Raw genomic sequence first — 25582 nt, 5'->3', positions numbered from 1 at the left:
AGGTTGCCGAATTGCAGCCCGGCCGAACCGAAACCACAAAGCGCTCCAACTTGACACTTCCAGCACCAACCAAAGGGAAAGTCCGTCCCAGCGAGATCGTGGCGGTGATCCGCCGCATCATCGCCGAGAACAGCCGCGATTATCGCTGGTACTATGCTCTTGCCGTGCTGTGCCTGGTGACGATCGCGGTGACGACCGCCTTCACAGCCTGGATCATGAAGGATGTCATCGATCAGATCTTCTACCAACAGCGCGGCGATCTTATCGCGCTGATCAGCGTGTCGATCCTGGCCGCCTTCATGCTTCGCGGGCTGGCCAGCTACGGCCAGGCAGTGACGCTGGCCAAAATCGGCAACAATCTGGTGGCGCGCTATCAACGCCGCATCTTCGACCATCTGATGAAGCTCGGCGTCAGCTTCTTCAACGACACCCGTTCGGGCCGGCTCGCCGCGCAGATCAACGAGAACGTCAACGGCATCCGCGATCTCCTGTCGATGACGCTGACATCGCTGGCGCGCGATGCCGTGTCGCTTGTCGCGCTGGTCGGCGTCATGATCTGGCAGGACCCGATGCTCTCGGCGATGTCGCTGCTGATCGGCCCGCCCTTGATCTACAGTGTCACCTATCTGATGCGCCGGGTGCGTCGCATCACCCGTGAATCGGTGCAGATCAACTCGCGGCTGATCGGCGCCATGCAGGAAGCAACCCAGGGCATCGCCATCGTCAAGGCCTTCACCCTGGAAGACGAGCTGTCGCGCCGCATCGGCGGCCTCGTCGCGGGCGCCGAGCAGCGGGCAAACAAGATCGCCCGCGTCTCGGAACGGCTGACGCCGATCTCCGAGATGCTGGCCGGCTTCGCCGTCGCCGGCGTCATCGCCTATTCCGGCTACCGGGCGACCGTCGGCGGCCAGCCGCCGGGCGCGGTGTTTGCCTTCATCACCGCCCTGCTGCTTGCCTATGACCCCGCCAGGCGGCTGGCGCGCATGCAGGTCGGCATGGAAAAGTCGCTGGTCAATGCGCGCATGATTTACGAGCTTCTCGACCTCGAGCCGCAGCAGGGTGACGTGCCGGCAGCCGCCGAGGCGAAATTCACCTCTGGCGAAGTGCGCTTCAACAATGTGTCCTTCCGCTACGTCGAGGAGGCGCCGGTCCTGCAGGATCTGAGCTTTGTCGCCGCCGCCGGCAAGGTGACCGCCATCGTCGGCGCCTCGGGCGCCGGCAAGACGACGCTGGTTGCGCTGCTGCAGCGCTTCTACGACGTCGAGTCGGGGAGCATCGAAATCGACGGCCAGGACATTTCAAAGGTCACCAAGCATTCGCTGCGCGGCTCGATTGCCTATGTATCGCAGCAGCCTTATCTGTTCGAAGGCACCATCCGCGACAACATCCGCTACGGGCGACTGAGCGCCACCGACGCCGAGATTGAACGCGCCGCGCAACAGGCCGCGGCAGACGATTTCATCCGCCAGCAGCCGCAAGGCTATGACACGCCCGTCGGCGAGAACGGCGTGACGCTGTCGGGCGGCCAGCGCCAGCGCGTATCGATTGCCCGCGCCATCGTGCGGCAGGCGCCGATCCTGCTGCTCGATGAAGCCACCTCGGCGCTCGACAACGAGGCCGAGGCCCGCGTCCAGCAGGCGCTGACCCATGTCATGGAAGGGCGCACCACCATCGTCATCGCGCACCGGTTGTCGACGGTGGTCAATGCCGACCATATCATCGTGCTGGAGCAGGGCCGGCTGGTCGAACAGGGCACGCATGCCTCGCTGATGGCCGACCCGCACAGCGTCTATGCGCGGTTCCACCGGGTGCAGGGCAGGAAAGGGCTGGGGCTTGTCGATGACGGCAAGCCAATCCAGACTGCGGCGCAACATGGTCACGCGAAAAAGGCGGCCGGGAGACATTCATGAGTGACACTTCGACCGTTAGTGAAATGGGCCTGGTGGTGGTGGGCGCGGCCGGCCGCATGGGCCAGGCGCTGATCCGCGCCATCCACACGATACCGGGCGCCCGCGTTGCCGGCGCGATCGAGCGGGCCGGTTCGCCCCATATCGGCAAGGATGCCGGCGAGCTGGCCGGCGTCGGCAGGCTCGAGGTGGCGATCGGCGACGATCCGCTGCCGGCCTTCGCCAAGGCCGACGGCGTGCTCGATTTCACCACGCCGGCAGCAACTGTCGAATTCGCCGGCTATGCCGCGCAGGCGCGCATCGTCCATGTCATCGGCACCACCGGCTGCTCGGCCGAAGACAATGCCAGGATCGCGGCGGCGGCGCGCCACGCGACGGTGGTCAAGTCAGGCAATATGAGCCTCGGCGTCAATCTGCTGGCGGTGCTGGTTGAGCAGGCGGCGCGCGCGCTCGATGCTGACGATTTCGACATCGAGATCCTGGAAATGCACCACCGGCACAAGGTCGATGCGCCGTCGGGCACGGCGCTGCTGCTCGGCGAGGCCGCCGCCGCTGGGCGCGGCGTAGCACTTGCCGGCAACGATGTTCGCGTGCGCGACGGCCATACCGGCGTGCGCAAGGCAGGCTCGATCGGTTTCGCCAGCTTGCGTGGCGGCTCGGTGGTCGGCGATCACAGTGTGGTGCTGGCCGGTACCGGCGAGCGCATCACGCTCGCCCATCATGCCGAGGACCGGGCGATCTTTGCCCGCGGCGCGGTCAAGGCAGCCCTGTGGGCGCGCGGCCGCAAGCCGGGCCTATATTCGATGCGGGACGTGCTCGGCCTGACAAGCTGATCCACAGATTTGGCTGATCCACAAAATTTGGCCGATCCACAAAATTTGAAGGAGCAAATATGTCGAGAACTCTCGTGCTCGTGCGCCATGGCCAGAGCGAATGGAACCTGAAGAACCTTTTTACCGGCTGGCGCGACGTCGACCTGACCGAACTGGGTCATGCCGAGGCCAAGGCGGCCGGCGCCAAGCTCAGGGCGCGTGGCATGAAATTCGACATCGCGTTCACGTCGTCGCTGATCCGGGCGCAGAAGACCTGCCAGCATATTCTCGATGCCCTCGGCCAGAGCGAGCTCGAAACCGTACGCGACCAGGCGCTGAACGAGCGCGACTATGGCGATCTCTCCGGCCTCAACAAGGATGATGCGCGTAAGAAATGGGGCGAGGAGCAGGTGCATGTCTGGCGCCGCTCCTATGACGTGCCGCCGCCCGGCGGGGAAAGCCTGAAGGACACCGGCGCGCGCGTCTGGCCCTATTACCTGCACGATCTGCAGCCGCATGTGCTGCGCGGCGGCACCGTGCTGGTGGCGGCACACGGCAATTCGCTGCGCGCGCTGATCATGGCGCTGGACGGCAAATCGGGCGAGGAGATCGTCAAGCTCGAACTCGGCACCGGCGTGCCGGTCATCTACACGCTCAACGCCGATTCCACGGTGGCGTCGAAGGAAGTGCTGGAGCATTGAGCCGGAGAAGGAACGCGGCTTTCAAAAAAGCGCGTTGACACTCATCCCTCGCCCGCTTAATGAGCGCGCACCAGCCCAGATGGCGGAATTGGTAGACGCGCACGGTTCAGGTCCGTGTTCCGCAAGGAGTGGAGGTTCGAGTCCTCTTCTGGGCACCAAATTCCCGTTTCGAACTTTTTGATAGGGTTCAGAAACCCCAAGAAAAAGCCCGGTTTTGCCGGGCTTTTTTTCTGGAGCTGATGCCTAGGCGTCCGCCGTCGTCCATGGCATCCACAAGATATCTAACAATTATCCGTCCGGGTTAGGCAGCGACCTGTCGTTGCGACAGCGCAGCAGCGGAAGGATTTGGCCCGAGATCACTCTGGTGATCTTCTGTTGCTTGGCGTTGGTTACGACGGTCATGCACGCGCATCCGTAGCCGTGGCCCGAACCAGGCACATTGGTCTCGACGAATTGTCGCTCGTTAAAGGCCGGCACATTGTCGATGCCTTTGGGATCCGGCCGTCCCTGCATCTGGATCCACCAATCCCCGTCACTGTCGGTCAGGACGAGGTTGCCGAGTGTCGGGCTGGAGTACCAGCCACAACGACGCTCGGCATAGGCGGCGGCAGGCAAGGACATGATGGCCAGGCAGAAACAGATAGCGAACAATGGGCGCATGAGAACCTTCACCTCCCTTGAGCAAAGCAGGTCATGCCGCCGATAATCTGCGTTGGCGCCGGTAACGAGGCGGCATGATTTTTGTAAGCCTTATGGCCTCAACTTCGTGTCCACATTTTCTTCGATCAATCCGCAATGAAGCGTCACAGGCTTCCTTTGAACATCGCTTAGTGGACCGTCGATGAAATCGCAGCTGAGCAGATTGTCCGGACTGCTCTTGCGCGCCGACGCAACGTTGACGTTGACCTCGGGAGGGCCGGCAAGCCAGTCGAGACGCTTCGTGTCGACCTTTGTGCCGCTGATGTGAGCGTGGCCCGCTGTGCCCGCTATCTCGACCTCTTCGTCCTGCGGCGTGAGATCGATCTGGCCGACTTCGTTGGCGTGCTTCTCGGCGCTCCGCTTCGGGTCACCGTAATAGGAGGCGAGGACAACGATCCCTTCCTTTTTAGCCACGAGCCTGGCGGCTGCCTTTTTGGAAAGCGTGACGTTGACGTCGAAGCCCATATCGCCCTGGGCTGTTGCCGACGCAACACATGCCAACAGCGCAGATGCTGCAATCGTCACTGCGGGCAGTGATCTATAGCGTTTCACAATCCACCTCCTTTAAGGCCCCTCACGCAATGCCGATGCCCCCGCATCCTTTCGTGTCTGGCGCCGGCATGACGCTCGCCGCCGGCTTCACCGTGAAGCGACATTCAGACCAACGCGCGACAGTTGAGAATCTGCTGGAGGCAGGTTCAAACGCTTCAATCTGTCGGCGGTTTCCTGCTCGATGTGCAGCCCCCAATCGGAAAAGAACTGGGTCAGGTCCTGATTTGCGACCGTACTGGCACGCAGGATGAAGGTTTGTACCTTGACCGCATCCTGCTCATTGGCATCATCCAGTGGATGCTCGCGATAATATCGGTGAAGCTTCGGATAGAAATCCTCGCCGAGACCCCGGCGCAATTGATCGAACATGACCAGCCGCGCCCAAAGCTCATCGTCGTCATCCGCGCTGACACGCATCTGTTTTTCATTGTCGAAATCGCGCGTCTTCCGCGCCAGATATCGCGCCGCCAGATCCAGCGGCGTCTTGCCAGTAGAGTCATCGCGCTCTTTCAAGCGGGACGGATGGCCAAAATGTGCCTGGGCGTTGAGCGAGTAGATATTGACCGTAGTTTCTACAATCTCGCCCCAGGTCCAATCTTGCTGCTGGTACATATGGCCGGTTTCATGCCAGATCGACCACGCTTGCCGCAGCTTCTTCACGTTCAGCAAATCACCCATGTTGCTGCCGGGGACACCTATGAAATAGTTGCCTGCGTACATGTATATGCCGTCTTCGAAGACCTTCGCCGGTGTCACCGTGTCCTGCTGATAGTGCATGCGCAAATGGGATGCCCGATGAAGTTTGGACGAACCGTCGAGACCAGATAGTGCATCGTACCAGCCTAGAATTTGCTCGAGGGTGTCGAGAATTTCCGCAGGGTCGTCCTGAGGCGCCCTCATATAGACTTTGCGGGTCGCGGTAATGGCAACACGCTCGCTTATCATCTCGACGAATGGCGCACCGGGCATGTCGGTGAGCATTTTACGCCAGTCTTCGAAGCTTGTTTTTCCCTTGACGTAGAGGGGGATCGAACTGCCGCCACGCGCAATTGCCACGTCGATCGGAGGCAGAGCCGCACTGAAGCCGCTCTCGGCGTAGCGGAAATAGATCAGCCCGTCGCGCTTCGCCGTGAAGTCGGTGCGCCCTTCCTTGGCAATGACCAATTGCGGGTCATCCTGGGGTCTTTCGTCATAGAAGCTGTTCATCGGGCCGATCATGATCATCAAGCCGTCGGGGGAAGGCGGCAGGCCTTCGGCCGTAACCGATACCGCTTCTCCCTTTTTCACGAACACACCGCTTGGCTGATCGTCCATCAGCTTCGTGCGTCTCAGCCTATTGGCGTCGGGTGTGGCTGCAGGCATCGGAGCAAGGCGATAGCGCTTGTTCAGATTGTCGAATTCCGACACCACTGCCGACGCCGCTGCCGGTCGGTCGCCATTGCCGGCCGGATAAAGCAACCACTGGGCATTGTCGTCCAGGCTGGCGTCATAGACGATGATCCGAGCGTCGTCCGCACGTTCATTGGCCCTGACGTTGAGCGTCGTGCCGCTGTCATCCAGCTCGATGCCATAGCCGTTCAGATGCGGCTTGAAGCGCCACCCTCCAGCGGACTGCTCATCCTCGAGGACGACACTCGTATCCCCGTTTTCGTCTTCGTCGCCGCCGGCGAGATACGTTCCGTATCGTAGAGACCGGATCTGATAGGTTGCGCCGTTCGTTTCCCCGGTCGCCCTGGTGATGGTCCACAGCTGCGCGGGACCATCCTTGGGTTTGCGAGCGGACTGACCAAGCACGATCTCGCCATGCCTGCCTTCAAAGGCGGTGAGCGCTTTGTAGGAATGCTTCGCGACGATGTAATAGTCCCCTTCGGGGATCTCAGCGGCACTTGCGACCGTAACAATTGCCGCCAGCAAGAGCCCAGCTATCAAGTGCACTGCAGATACGATGAAGGTCCTCATCCCGGCACCGACGTGTCAATTCGCGGCCGGAACGGGGCAACTCATCGGATCGCCCTGCTTGCCGCATTTCAGGTAACCCTCGAAGGCTTTGACACGGGATTGCGCCAGGCTGTCCATGCACTGCGCGGTGAGCATCGGCATTACGCTTCCTCCGGCCGCTCCTGAAGTCTGGAAACTGCACTCGGCGTCGCGAAATTTGTCCCAATCCCGTTGTGCTTGGACAAGAAGCTTCCTGGTATCCGCGTCGTCCTTCAGGCGGGCTTCGATCTGCTTGTAAAGCTCATTGAGCTTCTTGTCGGATTTCTTGAACGCGGCATCGGCGCACGCATTCAGCGAGGCCTGATCCTTGGCGGCGTCGTAGCACTTGTCCTGGGCAGAGGCGAACGTCGGCATGGCCAGAACCACGGCAGTCAGTATTGCGGTTTTCATCGATTGTCCTCCGTTTAGATTCCACCGATTGACGGGCGGTGGTTTATCCCGCCGTTCACTTCAGATATCCGTCGCCGCCAGGGCCAGCCACTAGTTGGAATCGTCATCATCCGATCCATTACTGTCGTCGCTACTGTCATCCGACGCATCGCCATCCGTGCTGTCATCGTCGGTGTCGGTGCTGTTTTGGTCATCGTCACCGCCCGCTGAATCTTCATCGTCGTTCTGATCGCCAGAATTGTCCTGATCATCGGAACTATTGTCGTCGGTGTTGTCATCCGAGCTATCGTCGTCGGTGTTGTCGTCGTCATCAGTGTCGTCCGACTGCTGCTCATCGTCATTCTGATCGCTTGAATCGTCCTGATCATTTGAACTGTCATCGGTGCTCTCGTCCGAGCTATCGCCATCGGTGTCCGCGCTGGTGTCGTTGGAATCGTCGTCAGCATCGGCAGAAGGCGCGTTGGCGTCTGGACTGGCGTCGCCGGGCAGCGAGTCGTCTTCGCGATAGCTGGTGTCTTCGAGGCTTGTCTCCATCTCGTCGTCGTACTGATCGACGATCTGCGTCCACTCCTCATGGTTATCGACGCTCGTCCATTGCGAGATATTGTTGACCGAGATGTTGGTATTGAAGTTGTTGACGGTGATGTTGGTATTGACCTCGACGACATCTGCGACTTCTGTTCCGCGGTTCACGCCAAACAGAAAACTGGTAGCGCTCACGGCAAGAGCGGCCCAAACGAGTCGGTCGACATCGGTCGGCGTCGAAATCGGTTGATGCCGCACTGTGGCAAGCACGTCACCCGGCCGGATGCCTTGCCGCGCGGCAACGCCATGGGGTGCAACGGCCAAGACATACACCCCGCGAAGCTTGGGCGGGATCTGGTAGCGGTGCCGAGAGGCGTGGTTGATGGGTATCAAAACCGCGTTAAGAGCCCGGGAAACATAGGGTTTCGGCAGATCATATTTGCTGGCATACGCAACATTGATCGTGTGCGGGATGGCTACACTCACAACAGCCGTCATTTTCACTGAAGTTGCCAATGCATGGGCGAACTGAATTATCAGTCTGGATTTTCGAACAGTTTGCATTTTGCACATCCTGCAGCTGATGATTGGAACCGATCTCAGAGGCCCGGCGCCCCGGGTGCTCCCAAATCATTCTCCCCCTGCACCAACGGTCAGCGGCAATTTCCAGCGATCATCACCGTCATTCCGTAACTTCCTCGGCAAAACACTTTGCCAGATCTTGCGGCGCTCCGAGCTTCTTCGCCCAGGATACCAGTTCAGGTTTTTCCGACGGGTCGGCATAGCCGCCCCACACGTCGCGAAATTGCTTTTTTCCGTCGACTGTCTGGAAGAACATCACGCCGTCGTCGCTCACCGGCGTGGAGACGTAGGCAGCGCTCCAGTTGCCGTTCTCCATGATCGTGATGAACTTCACCCGAGCGGGCTTGACCTTGTTGTCCAACGCCGAGGCAACGAGGGGGGCATATTCCTGCTTGCGCGCCTTCGTCACATCGACCTTTACGCCGTCGCAGGCACCATTCGCGGCGAAAGCGAAGGTCAGCGTCGTTGCCAGCCCCATGAGGCCGATCATCACGATTTTGGCACATCGCGGGATAAGACCGTTGGATTCAGACATGAGGGCATTCTCTTCGTTCGTGTTGGAGGGTCCACTAATCGGAATCGTCGTCGTCCGATGAATTGTCATCGTCCGGTGTATCGACCTCGCAGCCGATGCCGCGGCAGCCTTGGTAGTTGCCTTGCGTATCGAAGTTCGGATTGCCTTCCTTATCGTACTGCGGCCTGTCGTCGATGCTTTGATCCCCGTCATCAGGATCGTCGACCTTACATCCGAGCCCATGGCAGCCGATGTAACGGCCCCTGGTATCGAAGTTGGGATTGCCGTTCCTGTCGAACTGCGGCCGGTCGTCTATCTTCCGGCTCCCTTTATGGAACCGATCAACCAGGCAGGTCCTTCCGCGGCAACCATCGTAGTCGTCGATGGTACAACCGGAGATCGCCATCAAAGCAGTGGCCAAGGCCGCACAGATTACGAATTTCATGACTCATTCCTCCGACTGGTTGGCGGCGGACATCGTCCATATCGGAAGGCCATTGCAGGCGGCGATCCCCGCTCTTGCCGCGAAGTCTGGCGCCAATCGGAGGACGGCAAAGCTTCGCCGGCCATCGAACGAGAGCCGGGCTGTGGGCGATGCATTCGACGACTTAGCCGACGGTTGCCGTAATCTCTTACGTAGGAGGAAACGCTCCCGGCGGGGGCCGCCGCATTAGCGAATGTCAATATTCCTCTCCATGCTTAGTGCCCCATCCGCCCAAGCATGTTTCAACAATCCGCTGACGCGGCTGTGCTTCCAAGAAATTGCGTCCGAGTCAGCCTATGACAAGGACAAATCCCAATATCGCAGGATTGAATTTTGCAAATGCTTAATAATTCGGAATCAGCACTGGCTATCTTAGCAGATACTGAAATGTGACCAGTAGCAAGATTCCGGAATACTCCCTTAGTTCTGTTCTCATTAATCCGAGTTAGTACAAGTAATATTCTACGTTGCTGTGAATTTTGCGCCAGCTTTACAAAAAAGGCGCGACGAGACTGCATCTGATATGATCGCCCTAATCGCGATCTATTGTGGTATTTTTTCGAACCCAGCCAGCAGTTGCGCAGGCCGAAAGAAACGCCGCCCGTTTACCGGACTTTCAACGCTGCGGCGTGCCGCATAGAGGCGCAGTGGAGGGCGCCGCGGCCGCGTTGTGAGCATCTTCCCAGTCGGATTGTCATCGGGTAGCCTGCAGGGGCGGCACGTGAAGGCGCTCTCTTTGGCGGACGCACTGCACCTTCAGCCGTTGCCCGTCGGAAGATGGGGCTGGTGTCACAACCCGGTGCTTGCCGCGACAGATTGTTCCCGTCCCGGTTCATTTCAGCACCGAAGCGAGGGGGAAGAGCGCTGGCTGCGGGAACACAGGTTTTCGACCCGAAAACCCACAAATGGGTGGACTACGATCGCACCAAGGCGCAAATACTACGCCGCGCATAATGAGGTGCGAGGCATTTCGTCCGCAGATGGTCAAATTCCGCACCGCGGAAGCGCCAGGCACGATCATTATCGATGGCAACCAGCACTTTCTCTACCTTGTGCAGCCGGGTCAGCAGGCCATGCGCTACGGCATCGGCGTGGGCCGGGAGGGGTTTGGCTGGGCCGGCATCGTGCGCGTCGGCCGCATGGCGGAGTGGCCGACCTGGACGCCTCCGGCCGAAATGGTCGCTCGCGATCCGAAGGCGGTGAAATACGCCGGAGGCATGAAGGGAGGGCCCGACAACCCGCTCGGCGCGAGGGCGTTCTACCTCTATGAGCGCGACCAGGACACGATCTACCGGATACACGGGACCCCGGAGCCATGGACGATCGGGCTCGACGTGTCATCGGGATGCATCCGTATGAGAACGACGACATCGTCGATCTCGCATCCCGCGTCAAAGTTGGGGCCAAGGTCATCGTTCTCATGCAAGGGGCGGCACTTTACAAGGGTGTGTGAGCGGCATTCGGAGAGGGCCAAGCAATGTCGGCAAAAAATGCAGTGAGAACTTCAATCCGGGCGACAGCAATCGCACTCCTGGCTGGAGCCCTCAGCGCTTGCGTCAGCGCGCCACCGCCGCCGCCTCAGGACCAGATGTCCAGGACCAAGGTCGAGACGGCCCCGGCGGACCTTCAGCTGCTTTGCGCCAATGCGGTCGCCAAGGCGAGCGGCGTCGACAGCACGAAGATACTTCCGGTTTCATCGAGCAAGCTCGATTCCAAGACCTATCAGGTCGAACTCGATGCCAGTGGCAAGAAGACAAGCTGCCTCGTGGACACCGACGGCAAAGTCAAATCGGTTGAGCCTGTCTGATCCGCTCTGGTCGATGAATTCGCAACCAATCTGACGATGCGCCTTGGCTGCGGATATGACGATGTTTGGGGCGGCCAGCAGCGATGAGCGGTTTGGAGAACCTGGCTAACGGCGCGGCCTCACCCCAGCCCGATCCGCTTGGCGCCTTGCCGGAACAGCGCCTCGGCGTCCGGCTCGAAGCGGAAGGTGCCGATGAAATCGTCGGCGCAGTAGTTCGGCAGCATCTTGCGCAGCGCAGCGGCGAAACTTCGTGCCTCCTCCAGCCGTCCTGCCAGCGCAAGGCAATGCGCGGCAATCGCCAGGATGATGGCATGGGCGTTAGGACGCGCGGCTGCTTTCAGCGCCCATTCGGCGGCCTCGTCGAACTGGCCGAGCCGGACATGCGACATCGCCCTGGCGCCCAGCATGCCGAACAGCAGCGGATCGAAGGGACTCAGATGCCTGGAATGGTCGGACGAGCCGATCGCGGCCTGCGGATCGCCGGACTGCGAATGGACGAACGAGAGCGCATAGTGGCCGAGCGCGAAATTCGGGCTGAGGTCTACGGCGCGTTCCAGCTCGATGAGGGAGCCGTCCTGCTCGCCGCGCAGCCACAGCGCCCGCCCCATGGCCCAGTGAGCGGCCGGATTGTGATCGTCGACGAGCAGGCTCTGGCCGGCTGCCTCGAAGGCCAGGGCGCTTTCCTGGTCGCGGTCGCCCCAGCGCTGGAAGGCATTTTGCCAATGGGTGAAGGAGAGCCCGGCATAGGCGCGGGCGAAGGTCGGATCGAGCTTCAAGGCTATGTCGAAGAAATGCCGGGCCTGCTCGTTTTCCGTGCGGGTGAAGCGATACATGTGCCAGAGGCCGCGGTGGTAGGCTTCCCAGGCGTTCAGCGAATTGGGCGCCTTCAGCACGGCGCGATTGCGCTCGACGGTCTCGATCTCGGTCGAGATCGACGAGACGATGCTGTTGCCGATGTCGTCGAGCACGGCAAAGATGTCGTCCGGCTTGCGCTCGAACGTCTCGGCCCAGACGATCCTGGCCGTGCGCACTTCGACCAGCTCGACCGCGACGATGACGCGGCCCGCCTGGCCGCGCACCGTGCCGGCGGCGACATAGTCGACGTTGAGCCGCCGGCCGGCATCTTCCGGCGCAATGTTTCTTTCGGCGAGCGCAAACACCGAACCGCGCGCGATGACGAAGAAATCCCTGAGCTTGGCCAGGCGGGTGATGATGTCGTGGGTGAGGCCGTCTGCCAATCCACCGCGCGGGCCGCCGACAGCCGCCTCTTCGGCAAACGGCATCACCGCGAGCGAAGCCTTCTGTGACGCAGCGGTATCGGAACGGGAAAGCATAATTGACGCGTGCGGTGCCGCGGGTACGACTGAAGGTCGGGCCCAGAGCGTTGCTGCAGGTCGTTCGCCGCGGATCGTCCGCCATGCCTCACGAACGGCTCCGAAATCCAGATCCTCCGAAGCAAACAGCTGCGCCGCGGAAGCGAGATGTTCCTCGCCCGCGTCAAACTGGCCGCGCTGCGCCAGCCTGGTCAGAAGAGCCACATGTGCGCGCCCGTCGAACGGAGCGAGTTCCAGCCATTTGTCCAGATGCGAAGACATTTCGTCGGCATCCGCCGGAAGCTTGTTGACGAGGCGTTCCAGGATGGCGGCGTGCCAAGAGCTGAAGCGGCGGCGCTGAGCGTTCAGCCAGCTGTTGAAATGCGGGCTGCGGTCGATCTCCAGCCCATCGAGAAAGTCGCCGGCAAACATTCCGGAAAGAGCCCGCAGCCGCTCTAGATCGAGCGTCTCAACGCCCTTGGCGGCGGCCGAGGCTATGTCGACAGCGTCGACGGAAGCACCTCTCAGATCAAGCGCGATCGTGTCGCCTGGTGTCTCGACCCTGCGATGATGCGGTTCATCGAGGATGCCTCTAAGCTTGCTCAGGCACCAGCGAAGCTCGCCGCGCGGGTCGTTCGGCACATCCCACAAAAGCTCGCAGAGGCGGCTGCGGCCGACCGGATGCGGCGCCAGCGCCAGATAGGCGAGCAGCGCACACAGTTTGCGCGACTTCGGAAGCTCGACGAAGGTGCCGTTGCGGATAATCGTCAGCAGTCCGAGCAGACGCACGGAAAGACCGGCCATCTCGCCGCCGAGGCTCGATCGGGCGGATTCCACGTACGTTTCCACGCCTGCTCCCACGCTGGCCAGTCGGCCTTTGTTTTATCACCAAACGCGACACGGTGCATCCGGCAGCGAATTCCCGCGCCGGATGCTGGCATTGCCGGGAGGCAAATGTAGCGCGGCAAGGTCTCGAAACCTCGCCGCCCAAGCCACCGGTCTGTAACCGGCCCGTGACCACAAGAGACAACGACAAAGCGAGGAGATCGACGTGTTGCATCAACAGAAAATCAGAACCACCGCCGGGCGCGGCCGTCTGTTCGACAGCATTCTCGACACGGTCGGCGATACGCCGGCGATCCGCATCAATAATCTCGGACCGGACCATGCCACGATCTATGTGAAGGCCGAGTTCTTCAATCCCGCCGCCTCGGTAAAGGACAGGCTGGCGCTCAACATCATCGAGGAGGGCGAGCGCAGCGGCGCCTTGAAGCCGGGCCAGACCGTCGTCGAGGCGACCAGCGGCAACACCGGCATCGGCCTTGCCATGGTCTGCGCCCAGAAGGGCTATCCGCTGGTGGTGACGATGGCCGACAGTTTTTCCATCGAACGCCGCAGGCTGATGCGCATGCTGGGCGCCAAGGTGGTGCTGACGCCGCGCGCACAGAAGGGTTTTGGCATGTACAAGAAGGCAGTGGAGCTCGCCGAAGCCAATGGCTGGTTCCTTGCCCGCCAGTTCGAGACCAAGGCCAATGCCGCCATTCACGAAGCGACGACGGCGCGCGAGATCATCAACGATTTCGCCGGCTCGCGGCTCGACTGCTTCGTCACCGGGTACGGCACGGGCGGCACCGTCGCCGGCGTCGGACGCGTGCTGCGCCGCGAGCGGCCGGAGACCCGGATCGTGCTCGCCGAACCGGCCAATGCGCAGCTGATCGGCAGCGGCAAGCCGCAGCAGCGCGGCACCGGCGGCGCGCCTGCCGCAAGCCATCCGGCGTTCGAGCCGCATCCGATCCAGGGCTGGACGCCCGACTTCATTCCGGACGTGCTGCAGGAGGCGATCGACGCCGGCCTCTATGACGAGGTGGTGCCTATTGCCGGGCCCGAAGGCACGAAATGGGCCAAGGCGCTGGCGCAGAAGGAAGGCATTTTCACCGGCATCTCCGGCGGAGCGACATTTGCTGTCGCGCGGCAGATCGCGGAAAAGGCGGCGCCCGGGTCGGTGATCCTGTGCATGCTGCCCGACACCGGCGAGCGCTACATGACGACGCCGCTGTTCGACGGCATCGAAGCGGAGATGGACGCCGAGGAGACTGCGCTTTCGCAGTCGACGCCCGGCTGCCAGTTTCCGGCGTGACGGCGGCGCATCGGGAGCGGCCTGCATGGACACGAAGCCTGGACTGGCCGTCACGGCCACCGAGGAAACGCTTGACCCCTCGAACTGGGCCGACGTGCAGGTCTTGTCGCATCGGATCGTCGACGATGCCGTCGCTTACCTGCGCGATGTCAGAGAGCGTCCGGTGTGGCAGGAGATGCCGGTTGATGTGAGGACCTTCTTCACATCGCCGCTGCCGCGTTCGCCGGCGCCCCTAGCAGAAATCTATGGCGACGTCACCAGGAGCTTGATGCCCTATGCGATGGGCAACATCCATCCGCGCTTCTGGTCCTGGTATATGGGCTCGAGCAATTTCACCGGCGCGCTCGGCGATTTCCTGGCAGCGATCCAAGGCTCCAACCTCGGCGGCGGCAACCATGCCGCCGCGTTGATGGACAACCAGGTCGTCGACTGGTGCAAGGAAATGATGGGCTTTCCGCAATCGGCCAGCGGTACGCTGGTCAGCGGCGGCTCGATGGCCAACATCATCGGGCTGACCGTGGCGCGCAACGCCACAGCGGGTATCGACATACGCGAGCATGGCGTTGCCGGCATCGACAAGCCGCTGCGCTTCTACGGCTCCGACCAACTTCATTCCTGTCACCGCAAGGCGATGGAGGCGCTCGGCCTCGGCAACCGGGCGCTGCGTCGCATCCCGAGCGATGCCGGGCTGCGGATCGATATCGCTGCATTGCGGGAGGCGATCGCCGAGGATCGCGACGCCGGCTTCAAGCCGGTCTGCGTAATCGGTACGGCCGGCACGGTGAACACCGGCGCAATCGACGATCTGCAAGCGCTGGCTGACCTGGCGGCAAAAGAAGATCTGTGGTTTCACGTCGACGGCTGCATCGGCGCTCTGCTTGCGATTGCGCCGGACAATTCGCATCGCGTTGCCGGCATCGAGCACGCCCACTCGATCGCGCTCGATCCGCATAAATGGCTGCACGCGCCCTTCGAGGTCGGCTGCGCGCTGATCCGGGATGCCTCCGCGCATCGCGGCACGTTCGCGGTGACGCCGGAATATCTGGAATCGACGCCGCGCGGCCTGGCCTCCGGCCAATGGCTGCACGATTACGGCCTGCAGACGTCACGCGGTTTTCGCGCGCTGAAGGTGTGGATGGCACTGCGGGAGCACGGCATCGAAAAATTCGGCCGGCTGATCGACCAGAACATCGCGCAAGGGCATTATCTCGGTGCGCTGATCGAGGCCGAACCGGCGCTCGAACTGGTGGCGCCGGTGAACATCAACATCGTCTGCTTTCGCTACCGCGCCGATGGGTTGGACGCTGAGCGCCTGAAAGCGCTCAATACCGAGATCATGCTGAGGCTGCAGGAAGAAGGCATCGCCGCCATTTCCGACACGACGGTGCATGGCCAGCATTGCCTCAGGGTGGCGATCAACAACCACCGCACCCGGCGCAACGATCTGGACCTGCTGATTCAGGAAACAGTGCGGCTCGGAGGAGAGATTTCGAAGGCTGGCGTCGCCGGCTGATCCGTGTGGCGCGAAGATCGATGACACGGCTTCATTCCAGCGTGGGTTCCTCGCCCCGATGCCGACCGATCGAACCTGCGACAAAGCTCACGCGTCAAGCCAGACCTTCTCGAAATGCTGCTCGAGCGACTGGTGTTGCTCGCAGCCATGCACGCCCTTGCGATAGGTGCGATAGACCGAGCGCCAGTAGGGCTGGATGATGACGCCGGAATCGCGCAAATTCTGTTCGATCTTGGCCATGAGCTCTTTGCGGGCGCCGGGGTCGGGCATCGCCAGCGCCTTGTCGAGCAGACTGTCGAATTCCGGATCGGCATAGGCGCTCTCGTTCCAGGCGGCGCCAGACTTATAAGCGAGCGCCAGCACCTGCACGCCCAGCGGCCGGCCGAGCCATTCCGTGCAGGAGAAGGGATATTTGCTCCAATCGTTCCAGAAGGTCGCGGCCGGCAGCACTGTGCGCTTGATCTTCAGCCCTGCCTCGCGCATCTGCGCGGCGATGGCGTCGCCGGTGCTCTTCTGCCAGTCGACGTCGACCGAGATGAGTTCGTATTCGTGGTCGGCCTTGCCGGCCTCGGCGAGCAGGGCCTTGGCTTGATCGGTGTTGCGGACGGCCGGGCCGATATCGGCATATTCGGGATGCATCGGCCCGACATGATGGTTCTCGGCAGGCTTGCCGCGGTTGTCCATGCCGATCTTCAGCACGGCGGCGTTGTCGACGGCCAGTTGTGCGGCGCGCCGCACCTTGATGTCGTCATAGGGCGGGTTGCCGATATTGAAACGCGCGACGATCGTCGAGCCGGTGGCGATCTCGGAATTGCTCAGGCCCATGGAGTCGGTCTGTGAAACCGTGTCGGAGGCGGTTTCATGGTCGGTGTCGACCTCGCCCGATTCGAAGGCCGACAGCATGGCGTTGGGATCGGAGCCGTAGTCGACCCATTTGATGCCGTCGAGATAGAACTCGCCCTTCCACCATGGTTTGGCCTTGCGGCGGACTTCGGCGCCGACCTCGGCGTCCCACGCTACGAGTTCGCAGGGCCCGGTGGTGATCGCCAGCGCTTTCAGCGGATCGCCGTCGCCTTCATAGCTGCGGTGCATGATCAGCGCCGGATAGTCGGCCATGCCGGCGATCAGCGAAATGTCGGGCTTGGGCAAATTGAGCCGGACTGTGAAATCGTCGACGCGCTCGATGCCGCCGTCGACGGCCTTCTTGGTATCGGCGTTGACCAGTGCGCCCATGCGCGCGGCGACCGAATTGCCGGCGACGGACGCATCGCACCAGCGCGTCAGATTGTGAATGACATCGTCGGCATTGAAGGTGTCGCCGTTCGACCAGGTGATGCCCTTGCGGACATGCAGCGTGATCACGCGGGCGTCGTCGCTGGTCTCCCAGCTCTCGAGCAGCCAGGGCTCGAAGGTGAAGTCGCGGCTCCAGCGCACCAGATATTCGTTGCACTGGCGGGCGACGTTGGACATCTCGACGCCGTCGAAGGTGCGCGGATCCTTCCAGCCCTTGACGTTCATGGCGACGCGCAGAACGCCGCCGCGCTTCGGCTCCTCGGCCCTGGCCGGCGACGGCGCAAGCCCGCCAAGCGCCAGCGCGCCGGCCGCACTGACGCCGAACGCGGCCATGGTGGCGAGATATTCGCGCCGGTTCATCTGGCCTTTCTTGAAGCCGTCGGCGACGGGCTCGGCCTGCGGATGCAATTTCCGGTCGGTCAGCATGAACTTCATCGTAAATCCTCCCTGTCGGGCCGGCGCATCGCGGATGCGGGCTCCTTACGTGGTGTGATGATAGGGCTGGCCTGACCGAAGCAGTGTTCGGGTTTCCGCAGTTGTTGTGCGCTGTTCCGCGACAGTGGAGCTTGGAGGACGCTCCGCGTCACTCCGGCCAGTCACCCCGCCCAGCGCGGCTATTGCCGCGATTATGCGCTCGAAGGCCTCGCCGGCGCGCGGCACGGTCTTGCGGGCGCGCAGGAAGCTGTGCACCAGGCGCGGTTCTTCGCGCCACCATGCCATGCCGCCGGCGGCAAGGATGCGGTCGCGATAGCCCTGGCCGTCCGACGACAGCGGGTCGCATTCGGCAGTGATGATGGCCGTCGGCGGCAGGCCGGAGAAGTCGCTATCGCCGAGCGGCGAAAATGTCGGGTCGTCCGGCGACTGCGCCGGGCCTGCGCGGACATGGCGATAGAATTCGACGTCGCGCAATGTCAGCAGTGGCGCCTCGGCGTGCTCGATATAGGAGCCGGTGCGCGCTTTGCCATCCAGCTCTGGGCCGTCTAGCTCGTCACCGCCGAGCTCGGGATAGATCAGCACCTGGCCGATCGCATGGCGAGGATGGCGGCGTGTCGCCTGTGCCACCGCAGCGGCCAGGTTGCCGCCGGCGCTTTCGCCGCAGAGCACGATGGGCAGTTCCGTCGTCGCCGCAGCCCATTCGAATACCGCCAGCGCATCGTCGAAAGCCGCCGGATGCAGATGCTCGGGCGCCAGCCGGTAATCGGCGGACAGCACGGCAAATCCGGTGCCGGCGCATATCTCGGCGCAGATGTCGTCATGGCTGTCGAGCCCGCCAAGGACGAAGCCGCCGCCGTGATAATAGACGACCGCTGCCTGCGGCGCCGTTCCCGCCAACTGGTAGCGCCGCACGGGGATCGCACGGTCGCCGACGCTGCTGTCGTTTGCCTTGACACGGGGCGGATATTGCTCGCGAAACGCCCGGCACATGGCATCATAGACCGCCCGCTGCCTGTCGATTGGCATGTAGACGATCTCGGGCGGATACCACTCGTTGACCCGGTCGATATGGGCCCACAGCTCCAAATCGAGCAGCGTTTGGTATTTTCCGCGCTCTCTCGTTTCGGGTCGATCGGCCTCGGTGATCATCGCTGCGCGATCCCGCTCAGAGCTCGCCGTAGAGCCGGGCAGCATTTTCATAGCTGAAGCGCAGCGGCACCGAGCCCTCGACCTGCCAGGCTTCGACCGTCTCGCCGGCCAGCAGCCGGCAGGCGCCGTCGGTGGTGGTGACGGCGCCGCCATAGAGCCGGTTGGCGAGATTGAGAATGGCCGTCTGGTGCATCGCCGTGCTGCCGCTGCCGCAGGCATCCTTGACCAAGAGCACGCGAAACCCGAGCGCCACCGCATCCTTGACGGTGGCGTCGATGCAGGCCTCGGTCCAGACGCCGGCAACGACCAGCCACTCGATGCCCTCGGCCTTCAGCCGCTGGGCGGCAGGCCCTGCGCGGAAGGCGCTGGCGTCGGTCTTGACCAGCATCGTCTCGCCCGGCGCCGGGCCCACTTCCGCGCAGATTGCAGTCAGCGGATCGTCCTTGTCGGAAAACGCCGACTTGCCGTTGGCCTCGACCGGGTGGAACGGCCGCGCCGTGGCGAGATCGACGATATAGGCCCAGTGGTAAAGGGGCACATTGTTGGCCCGCGCCGCCTCCTGCAGCCGCTGGACGTTGGCGAGGATGTCGCCATAGCCTTCGACCAGATAGCGCTTGTCCCGCCGATGCTCCTCCTGGAGATCGATGAACACCGCCGCCACCTTGCCGCGCTTGATCGAGATCGGGCTTTTCATGCGGATACGCCTGCCTTCCCGGCCAACGCTGTTCCTTTCCGTGGGCTACCGCAAGCCGTGGAGATTGGCTGACTCCTAGCCAGCTTCGTCATCCCAGGGCGAAGCAGGAGCGAAGCTCCGTCGCGGAGACCCTGGGATCCATGCCGTGACCTTAGCCGAAGAGTGCAGCGGAGCAGAATTCTGCACGGCAGCAGCGCTCTGAAGTCACGGCATGGATCCTGGGGTCTGCGCCGCGTCGCTGCGCTCCTTGCTCCGCCCCAGGATGACGAAGCGAACGGTGTTTCCGACAGTCGCCAAAGTACGAGCGTCAAACCTGCTTCTCCAGGAAATCGTCCTCATAGGGAAAGCGCGACAGGAGCTCGGTGCCGGTCTCGGTGATCAGGATCTCGTCCTCCAGCTTGACGCCCTCGCGGCCGCCCTTCTCGCCTATATAGCTTTCGACGCTGACCACCATGCCGGGCACGATGACACCGTCGCGGCCATAGGTTTCATAATCCATGGCATGTGCGATGAACGGCGTCTCGCCATGCATGCCGACGCCGTGCATGACCGAGGTATAGCGCTGGTCGACGAAGCGGTCCGGGATCTTCCAGGCCTTTTCGGCAATCTCGCGAAACGCCATGCCGGGTCTGACGATCGAGATATTGTGCTGAACCTGGTCGTGCGCCATGCGGTAGAGCGATTTCTGGTAATCCGTCGGCTTGCCCGGGCCGCAACGGAAGGTGCGCGAAAAGTCCGAATAGTAGCCGTAGCAGCCGATCGTGTCGGTATCGAGCGCCAAGAGTTCGCCCGGCCTGATCTTGCGGCCGCTCGCCTCGTTGAACCACGGATTGGTGCGCTGGCCCGAGGTCAGCAGCCGGGTTTCGATGAACTCGCCGCCTTGCCGGATCACCTCACCATACATGATGGCGAACAGCTCGTTTTCGGAAACGCCGGGCTTGATCGCCTCGCGCACCGCATAGACCGCAGCCTCGGCGCCAGCCATCGACACCTGCAGGCATTTTACTTCCTCAGGCGTCTTAACCGCGCGCACCGCCAAAACCTCGCCCTGGCAATCGCGGACGTCGCAGCCGCGCTTTTCCAGCGCCAGTGCCTGCAGATGGCTGCAGCGGTCGAGCCCGAGTTTCATCGAGCCGCCGCCATGCGCCTTGAGCAATTCGGCGATCTCATCGGCGAACGGGCCGGCGGTTTCGTCGTCACGGCCCGACACTGAAGACCAGACCAGCTTGGACGGCCGCGCCTCGTCGATCGTGTCGAGCACCATCGAGACATGGTAGCTCTGCGGATATTCGAACAACACGATCGGCCCTTCTGTCGGGATGAAGAAGTAGCGGGTCGAGTTGCGCAGGAAATAGCCGAACATGTTGCGGGAGCCGGTGGCGTAGCGCTGGTTGTAGGGGTCGAACAAAACCACGCCGCCATAGCCGGCCTCGCGCATCCAGGCGCGCAGCCTGGCCAGCCGGCCCTTGCGCAGCGCGTCGGCGTCGATGAAGGACGGCTCGGTATCCGACAACCACATGCCGCCGGCCGGATCGGCCGCAGCCGGATGGCGCATGCGGTCCTTGAAGTCGACATCCTCGGTGCTGTCGGGGTCAAAAACGACGATGCTCATGGGTGCCTCCTGGAAGGCCCTGAACATAGCGGCGCGGCGCCAAGAGCTTATGCGGAATCCCGCAGATGTCGTGCTGAATGCCGCAGGAGCTTGTCGGCAGCCTCGGTGATTAGCCGTAAGCCACCACACTTTCGTCATCCCAGGGCGGAGCAGGAGCGAAGCGACGTCGCGGAGACCCTGGGATCCATGCCGTTACATCAGCCGAGGAATGCAGCGGCTCAGAAGGGGCGCTTGTATCCGCAACGGCGCCAGCTACCCTTCCACCATGGATCGGCTATGCCTACATGACTGCAAGCCAGAAGCGCGGCCCGATCTGCATCGGTGCCACCAATGATCTTGGCCTCCGCATCATCCCAGGCTCGGCCCATCGGTGCGAAGAAGAACTCGGTTCTGGTCCCGCTGGAGCACTGCCGCGAGGTAACGGCATGGATCCCAGGGTCTGCGCCGCGTCGCTTCGCTCCTTGCTCCGCCCTGGGATGACGAAGCGGAAGGGTGGTTCGGCTAATCTCCGAGGTTTGCGCCTTGCAGACGCCCCTAATGCCGCCGCAACACCTTCGGCGCGTGGCCGTGCTCCTCCCGGAACGCCCGGGCAAAGCTCGACATCGAAGCAAAGCCACAGGCCAGCGCGACGTCGCGCACCATCAGCGTCGAATGCGCCAGGAGGTCGGCGGCGCGCTTCAACCGCAGGCGGCGGTAATAGCCGTTGGGCGAGATGCTGAGTTCGGAGCGGAAATTGCGTTCGAGCTTGTCGGAGGAGACACCAAGCCGCCCCGCCAGTTCCGCCATGCCGAGCCGCTCCTCCACCGCATCCTCCATGATGGCGATGGCCGACAGCACCAATTCGTTCTGCACGCCGGTGCGTAGGCGCAGCGGCATCAGCTTGCGGTCGACGCTGGAGCGCAGCGGGCTGTGCACGAACCATTCGGCGACGCCGGCGGCAAGTTCGGCGCCATAATCGCTGGTGATGATCTCCAGCATCATGTCGAGGCTGCCGACGCCACCGGCCGAAGTGAAGCGCTTGCGGTCGATGACATAGAGATCGCGCCTCAGCTCGATATCCGGAAACGCTTCGATGAAAGCCGCCTGGCTGGTCCAGTGCAAGGTGCAGGCATGACCGTCGAGCAGGCCCGCGCGGGCGAGAAAGAACGCCGCGTCAGCCACCGCACCGATATGGGCGCCGCCGCGCAGGCTCTTGCGGATCCAGCTCACGGCATCTTGCGCGACGAGATGATCGGCATCGCCGCCCGAGCAGACGACGACGCGATCGACCTTCGGCGCGTCATGGGCGGCAAAGCCGGGCTGGATGACGACGCCGTTCGAGGCCTCCACCGGACCTTCGGTGGCGCCGACGATGATCCAGCGATAGCAGTCCCGCTTGGCCAGCACGTTGGCGGCGCGCAGCGGCTCGATCACCGAGCTGAACGCCATCATCGGAAAGCCGGGGAAGACCAGGATGGCGAAGGTGAGCGGGGTGTCGTTTGCCGTCGGTTGGTTGCGTTGTCGGTTGTTCATGGTGTGCATTACAATTCTGCCAGATGCCACTTAGTCAATTACATTGCGGGACGGATGGCACCGCCCCTCATTGCCCTGCCGGGCATTTCTCCCCGTATAGTGACGGGGAGAAAGGGGCCGTCGCGACCTCGGCGCTAGTTCTGCTGCGCAGAAGACTTGCGAAACCACAGGCAAAGGCGTCCCTCTCCCCGTCGCTATACGGGGAGAGGATGCCGGCAGGCAGGTGAGGGGCGGCGCCGACATTGGCAATTGTCCGTCTCAGCACGAGTCCTCCGACACGACTGCTCCCCCTCAACTCGCCAACGCCTGATCCAGATCCGCGATCAGATCGTCGCCGTCCTCGATCCCGGCCGACAACCGCACCAGCGAATCGGATATCCCGATCTCGGCGCGTTTTTTCGCCGGGATCGAGCCGTGCGTCATCAGTGCCGGGTGCTCGATCAGGCTTTCGACGCCGCCGAGGCTTTCGGCCAGCGTGAACAGCTGCGTGTGTTCGAGGAAGCGTTTGGTGCCGGCGAGGTCGCGGTCGAGCTCGACCGTGATCATGCCGCCGAAGGCGTGCATCTGCCGCCTGGCGATGGCGTGCTGCGGGTGGCTGGGCAGGCCGGGATAGATAACACGGCGGATGTCGGGGCGGCTTTCCAGCCAGTGCGCAATCTTCTGGCCGTTCGACGAATGACGCTCCATCCTCAGCGCCAGCGTCTTCAGTCCGCGCAGCGCCAGGAAACTGTCGAACGGCCCTGAAATGGCGCCGATGGCGTTCTGCAGGAATTTTAGCCGCTCAGTGAGATCCTTATTGTCGCCGACCACGGCGACGCCGCCGACCATGTCGGAATGGCCGTTGAGGTATTTCGTCGTCGAGTGAACAACGATATCGATGCCGAGCTCCAGCGGCCGCTGCAGATAGGGGCTGCAAAAAGTGTTGTCGGCCACCGACATCACGCCCTTCCGTCTGGCCAGTGCGGCGACGCCTTCGAGATCGACGACGCGCAGCAGCGGATTGGTCGGCGTCTCGACCCAAAGCAGCTTGGTCTCCGGGCGGATCGCCGCCTCGACCGCGGCAAGATCGGTGAAGTCGACGAAGTCGACCTGGAGGTTGGCCGAGCGCTTGCGCACCCGTTCCAGCAATCGGAACGTGCCGCCATAGATGTCGTCGGTGGCGACGATATGCGCGCCTGAATCGAGCAGTTCGAAAATGGTTGCGATCGCTGCCAGCCCCGAAGCGAAGGCGAAGGCGGCTGCGCCGCTTTCGAGGTCGGCCACCGCGCGCTCGAAGGCGAAGCGGGTCGGGTTCTGGCTGCGGGCATATTCAAAACCCTTGTGCACGCCCGGGCTCTGCTGGCCGTAGGTCGAGGTGGCATAGATCGGTACCATCACCGCGCCCGTCGTCGGGTCGTGGCTCTGGCCGCCATGGATGGTGCGGGTCGAGAAGGCGAGGCGGTTTTTGCCCGATACGGTGGCTTTGACGGTCATCGGGCGCGCCTCAGATGGTTGATCAGGTCGATGCGGGTTATCAGGCCAATAAATTCGTCGCCATCGAAGACGATGGCAACCTCGTTGCGGTCGAACACCGGCAGCAGCGCGTCCAGCGTCTGGCTGGCCTGCAGCGTGTGCAGGTTAGAGGTCATGGCCGTCCTGACCGGGGCCTTGAAGCGGTCCCAGCGGCTGTCATAGGGGCCTTCGACCTTGGCGAGGATATCGCTTTCGTCGATGATGCCGACGAGCTTGCCGTCGTCCAGCACCGGCAGTTGCGAGACATCCGAGCGGCGCATGCGGCCATAGGCGTTGAGCAGGCTTTCGTCGGGGCCGACCGACACGACATCGCCGGTGCGAAGCGTGCGCATGACCAGGTCGCGCAGATCGCCATGCTGCTCCTGCTCGGCCAGGCCCTGCTCGACCAGCCAGAAATCGTCGAAGACTTTCGACAGGTACTTGTTGCCGCTGTCGCAGACGAAGGTAACGACGCGCTTCGGCACGGTCTGCTCGCGGCAATAGCGGAGTGCCGCCGAAAGCAGCGTGCCGGACGACGAGCCGGCGAGAATGCCTTCCTTGGAAAGCAGGTCGCGTACCGCAAGCATGCTCTGCTTGTCGGGAATGGAATAGGCCTTCCTGACCAGCGACAGATCGGCATTGGGCGGCACGAAATCCTCGCCGATGCCTTCGACGGTCCAGCTTCCGGCCTCTACCATCTTGCCGGTCTTGATCAGCGGCGCCAGCACCGAGCCGACCGGATCGGCCAAAATCATCTCGGTCTTCGGCGAGACTTTCGCAAAGTAGCGGCCGAGCCCGGTCAGCGTGCCGCCGGAGCCGACGCCGACGACCACCGCATCGACATCGCCTCCGAGCTGTTGAAAGATTTCCGGCCCGGTCGTGGTTTCGTGGGCGTGCGGATTGGCCGGGTTGGCAAACTGGTTGGCATAGAAGGCGCCGGGCAGCTCGGCGGCGATCTTTTCGGCCATGTCCTGGTAATATTCGGCGTGGCCCTTGCCGACGTCGGAACGCGTCATGCGCACTTCCGCGCCGAGCGCGCGCAGATGCTGGATTTTTTCGCGCGACATCTTGTCGGGCACGACGAGGATGATGCGGTAGCCCTTCGGGATACCGACCTGGGCGAGGCCAAGACCGGTATTGCCGGCGGTCGCCTCGACGATGGTGCCGCCGGGCTTCAGTCTGCCCTGTTTTTCGGCGGCGGCAATCATCGACAGCGCGATGCGGTCCTTGATCGAGCCGCCGGGATTCTGGCTTTCGAGCTTGATGAACAGCCGGCACTTGCCGATGTCGAATTTGGTCAGCTCGACGACCGGCGTCTGCCCGATCAGGTCGAGAACCGAGGCATAGGGCGGGCGCAGGCGGGACGATGCATCGTCCGGTGCCACGATCTTGTGCTTGCTCATGTCAGATGCTCCGTTGCCAGAATGAGCAACCGCCCTGGAAGACGGCAACCTACCGTCTT

20 protein-coding genes, 1 tRNA gene and 2 pseudogenes are annotated in these 25582 nt (G+C 62.6%); 8 read left to right on the top strand and 15 right to left on the bottom strand.

All coding sequences use genetic code 11. From position 1 onward, the window contains the following. Positions 1-50 precede the first annotated feature (50 nt). The 4 genes from NKH13_RS16970 to NKH13_RS16955 all read left to right on the top strand — a co-directional run bounded on the left by NKH13_RS16970 (position 51) and on the right by NKH13_RS16955 (position 3578). The gene (locus NKH13_RS16970) at positions 51-1910 is read left to right on the top strand and encodes an ABC transporter ATP-binding protein (protein ID WP_352913161.1); all 1860 of its coding nucleotides are present in this window, start codon (positions 51-53) and stop codon (positions 1908-1910) included. After that, positions 1907-2740 carry a 4-hydroxy-tetrahydrodipicolinate reductase gene (dapB, locus tag NKH13_RS16965; RefSeq protein WP_352913159.1) on the top strand — a complete coding sequence of 278 codons (834 nt, stop codon included), beginning with the start codon at positions 1907-1909 and terminating at the stop codon, positions 2738-2740. The genes NKH13_RS16970 and dapB overlap by 4 nt, the downstream gene beginning before the upstream one ends. A 59-nt stretch (positions 2741-2799) precedes the next feature. After that, complete coding sequence (locus NKH13_RS16960; protein WP_352913157.1) at positions 2800-3420, top strand: 2,3-bisphosphoglycerate-dependent phosphoglycerate mutase; 621 nt, start codon at positions 2800-2802, stop codon at positions 3418-3420. 73 nt (positions 3421-3493) lie between these two features. Then, a tRNA-Leu gene (locus tag NKH13_RS16955) sits at positions 3494-3578 on the top strand. A 130-nt stretch (positions 3579-3708) separates the two neighbouring features. Here the strand turns inward: NKH13_RS16955 and NKH13_RS16950 are convergent. The 7 genes from NKH13_RS16950 to NKH13_RS16920 all read right to left on the bottom strand — a co-directional run bounded on the left by NKH13_RS16950 (position 3709) and on the right by NKH13_RS16920 (position 9125). After that, positions 3709-4080 carry a DUF4087 domain-containing protein gene (locus NKH13_RS16950; protein ID WP_352913155.1) on the bottom strand — a complete coding sequence of 124 codons (372 nt, stop codon included), beginning with the start codon at positions 4078-4080 and terminating at the stop codon, positions 3709-3711. A 90-nt stretch (positions 4081-4170) separates the two neighbouring features. Continuing rightward, a complete protein-coding gene (locus tag NKH13_RS16945; RefSeq protein ID WP_352913153.1) occupies positions 4171-4584 on the bottom strand; it encodes a hypothetical protein in 414 nt (137 codons plus the stop codon). A 174-nt stretch (positions 4585-4758) separates the two neighbouring features. Next, entirely contained in the window at positions 4759-6630 is a 1872-nt protein-coding gene (locus NKH13_RS16940; RefSeq protein WP_352913151.1) for a M60 family metallopeptidase, read from the bottom strand. 15 nt (positions 6631-6645) lie between these two features. Then, on the bottom strand, positions 6646-7059 hold the full coding sequence (locus tag NKH13_RS16935) for a lysozyme inhibitor LprI family protein (RefSeq protein ID WP_352913150.1): 414 nt from the start codon (positions 7057-7059) through the stop codon (positions 6646-6648). 90 nt (positions 7060-7149) lie between these two features. After that, entirely contained in the window at positions 7150-8148 is a 999-nt protein-coding gene (locus NKH13_RS16930; RefSeq protein ID WP_352913148.1) for a PDZ domain-containing protein, read from the bottom strand. 118 nt (positions 8149-8266) lie between these two features. Next, positions 8267-8770 (bottom strand): hypothetical protein, encoded by a 504-nt coding sequence (locus NKH13_RS16925; protein WP_352913146.1) that lies wholly within the window; start codon positions 8768-8770, stop codon positions 8267-8269. Beyond that, entirely contained in the window at positions 8736-9125 is a 390-nt protein-coding gene (locus NKH13_RS16920; RefSeq protein ID WP_352913144.1) for a hypothetical protein, read from the bottom strand. Before NKH13_RS16920 ends, NKH13_RS16925 begins: the two co-directional genes overlap by 35 nt. 855 nt (positions 9126-9980) lie before the next feature. Between NKH13_RS16920 and NKH13_RS16915 the strand changes: the two are divergent. After that, positions 9981-10617, top strand: a pseudogene (locus NKH13_RS16915) (L,D-transpeptidase). Between the two features lie 135 nt (positions 10618-10752). Then, positions 10753-10971, top strand: coding sequence for a hypothetical protein (locus NKH13_RS16910; protein WP_352913142.1), 219 nt, complete (start codon positions 10753-10755; stop codon positions 10969-10971). Positions 10972-11090: 119 nt separating this feature from the next. On the opposite strand, the gene NKH13_RS16905 is transcribed toward NKH13_RS16910, so the two are convergent. After that, entirely contained in the window at positions 11091-13088 is a 1998-nt protein-coding gene (locus tag NKH13_RS16905; RefSeq protein WP_352913191.1) for a transcriptional regulator, read from the bottom strand. Positions 13089-13335: 247 nt separating this feature from the next. On the opposite strand from NKH13_RS16905, the gene NKH13_RS16900 reads away from it, so the two are divergent. Next, a complete protein-coding gene (locus NKH13_RS16900) occupies positions 13336-14421 on the top strand; it encodes a PLP-dependent cysteine synthase family protein (protein WP_352913140.1) in 1086 nt (361 codons plus the stop codon). Positions 14422-14446: 25 nt separating this feature from the next. After that, positions 14447-15934 carry a pyridoxal phosphate-dependent decarboxylase family protein gene (locus NKH13_RS16895; protein ID WP_352913138.1) on the top strand — a complete coding sequence of 496 codons (1488 nt, stop codon included), beginning with the start codon at positions 14447-14449 and terminating at the stop codon, positions 15932-15934. An 87-nt stretch (positions 15935-16021) separates the two neighbouring features. Here NKH13_RS16895 and NKH13_RS16890 read toward each other — a convergent pair whose 3' ends face one another. The 7 genes and pseudogenes from NKH13_RS16890 to NKH13_RS16860 form a co-directional block, all read right to left on the bottom strand. Then, entirely contained in the window at positions 16022-17662 is a 1641-nt protein-coding gene (locus NKH13_RS16890) for an ABC transporter substrate-binding protein (protein ID WP_352913136.1), read from the bottom strand. A 148-nt stretch (positions 17663-17810) separates the two neighbouring features. Beyond that, positions 17811-18811: pseudogene (locus NKH13_RS16885) on the bottom strand (alpha/beta hydrolase). A 16-nt stretch (positions 18812-18827) separates the two neighbouring features. Next, positions 18828-19505, bottom strand: a complete 678-nt coding sequence (locus NKH13_RS16880) for an isochorismatase family protein (RefSeq protein WP_352913134.1) — start codon at positions 19503-19505, stop codon at positions 18828-18830. A gap of 307 nt (positions 19506-19812) precedes the next feature. Beyond that, on the bottom strand, positions 19813-21117 hold the full coding sequence (locus NKH13_RS16875) for a M24 family metallopeptidase (protein WP_352466585.1): 1305 nt from the start codon (positions 21115-21117) through the stop codon (positions 19813-19815). A gap of 534 nt (positions 21118-21651) precedes the next feature. Next, the gene (locus tag NKH13_RS16870) at positions 21652-22629 is read right to left on the bottom strand and encodes a GlxA family transcriptional regulator (RefSeq protein ID WP_352913190.1); all 978 of its coding nucleotides are present in this window, start codon (positions 22627-22629) and stop codon (positions 21652-21654) included. Positions 22630-22920: 291 nt separating this feature from the next. Continuing rightward, complete coding sequence (locus tag NKH13_RS16865; protein WP_352913133.1) at positions 22921-24102, bottom strand: cystathionine gamma-synthase; 1182 nt, start codon at positions 24100-24102, stop codon at positions 22921-22923. Then, positions 24099-25523 (bottom strand): pyridoxal-phosphate dependent enzyme, encoded by a 1425-nt coding sequence (locus tag NKH13_RS16860; protein WP_352715942.1) that lies wholly within the window; start codon positions 25521-25523, stop codon positions 24099-24101. The genes NKH13_RS16865 and NKH13_RS16860 overlap by 4 nt, the downstream gene beginning before the upstream one ends. Positions 25524-25582 lie beyond the last annotated feature (59 nt).

The organism is Mesorhizobium sp. M1348 (assembly GCF_040317925.1).
Classification (GTDB): Bacteria; Pseudomonadota; Alphaproteobacteria; order Rhizobiales; family Rhizobiaceae; genus Mesorhizobium.
The sequence above is the reverse complement of the archived record's forward strand: the minus strand, read 5'-3'. Positions and strand labels throughout refer to the sequence as shown.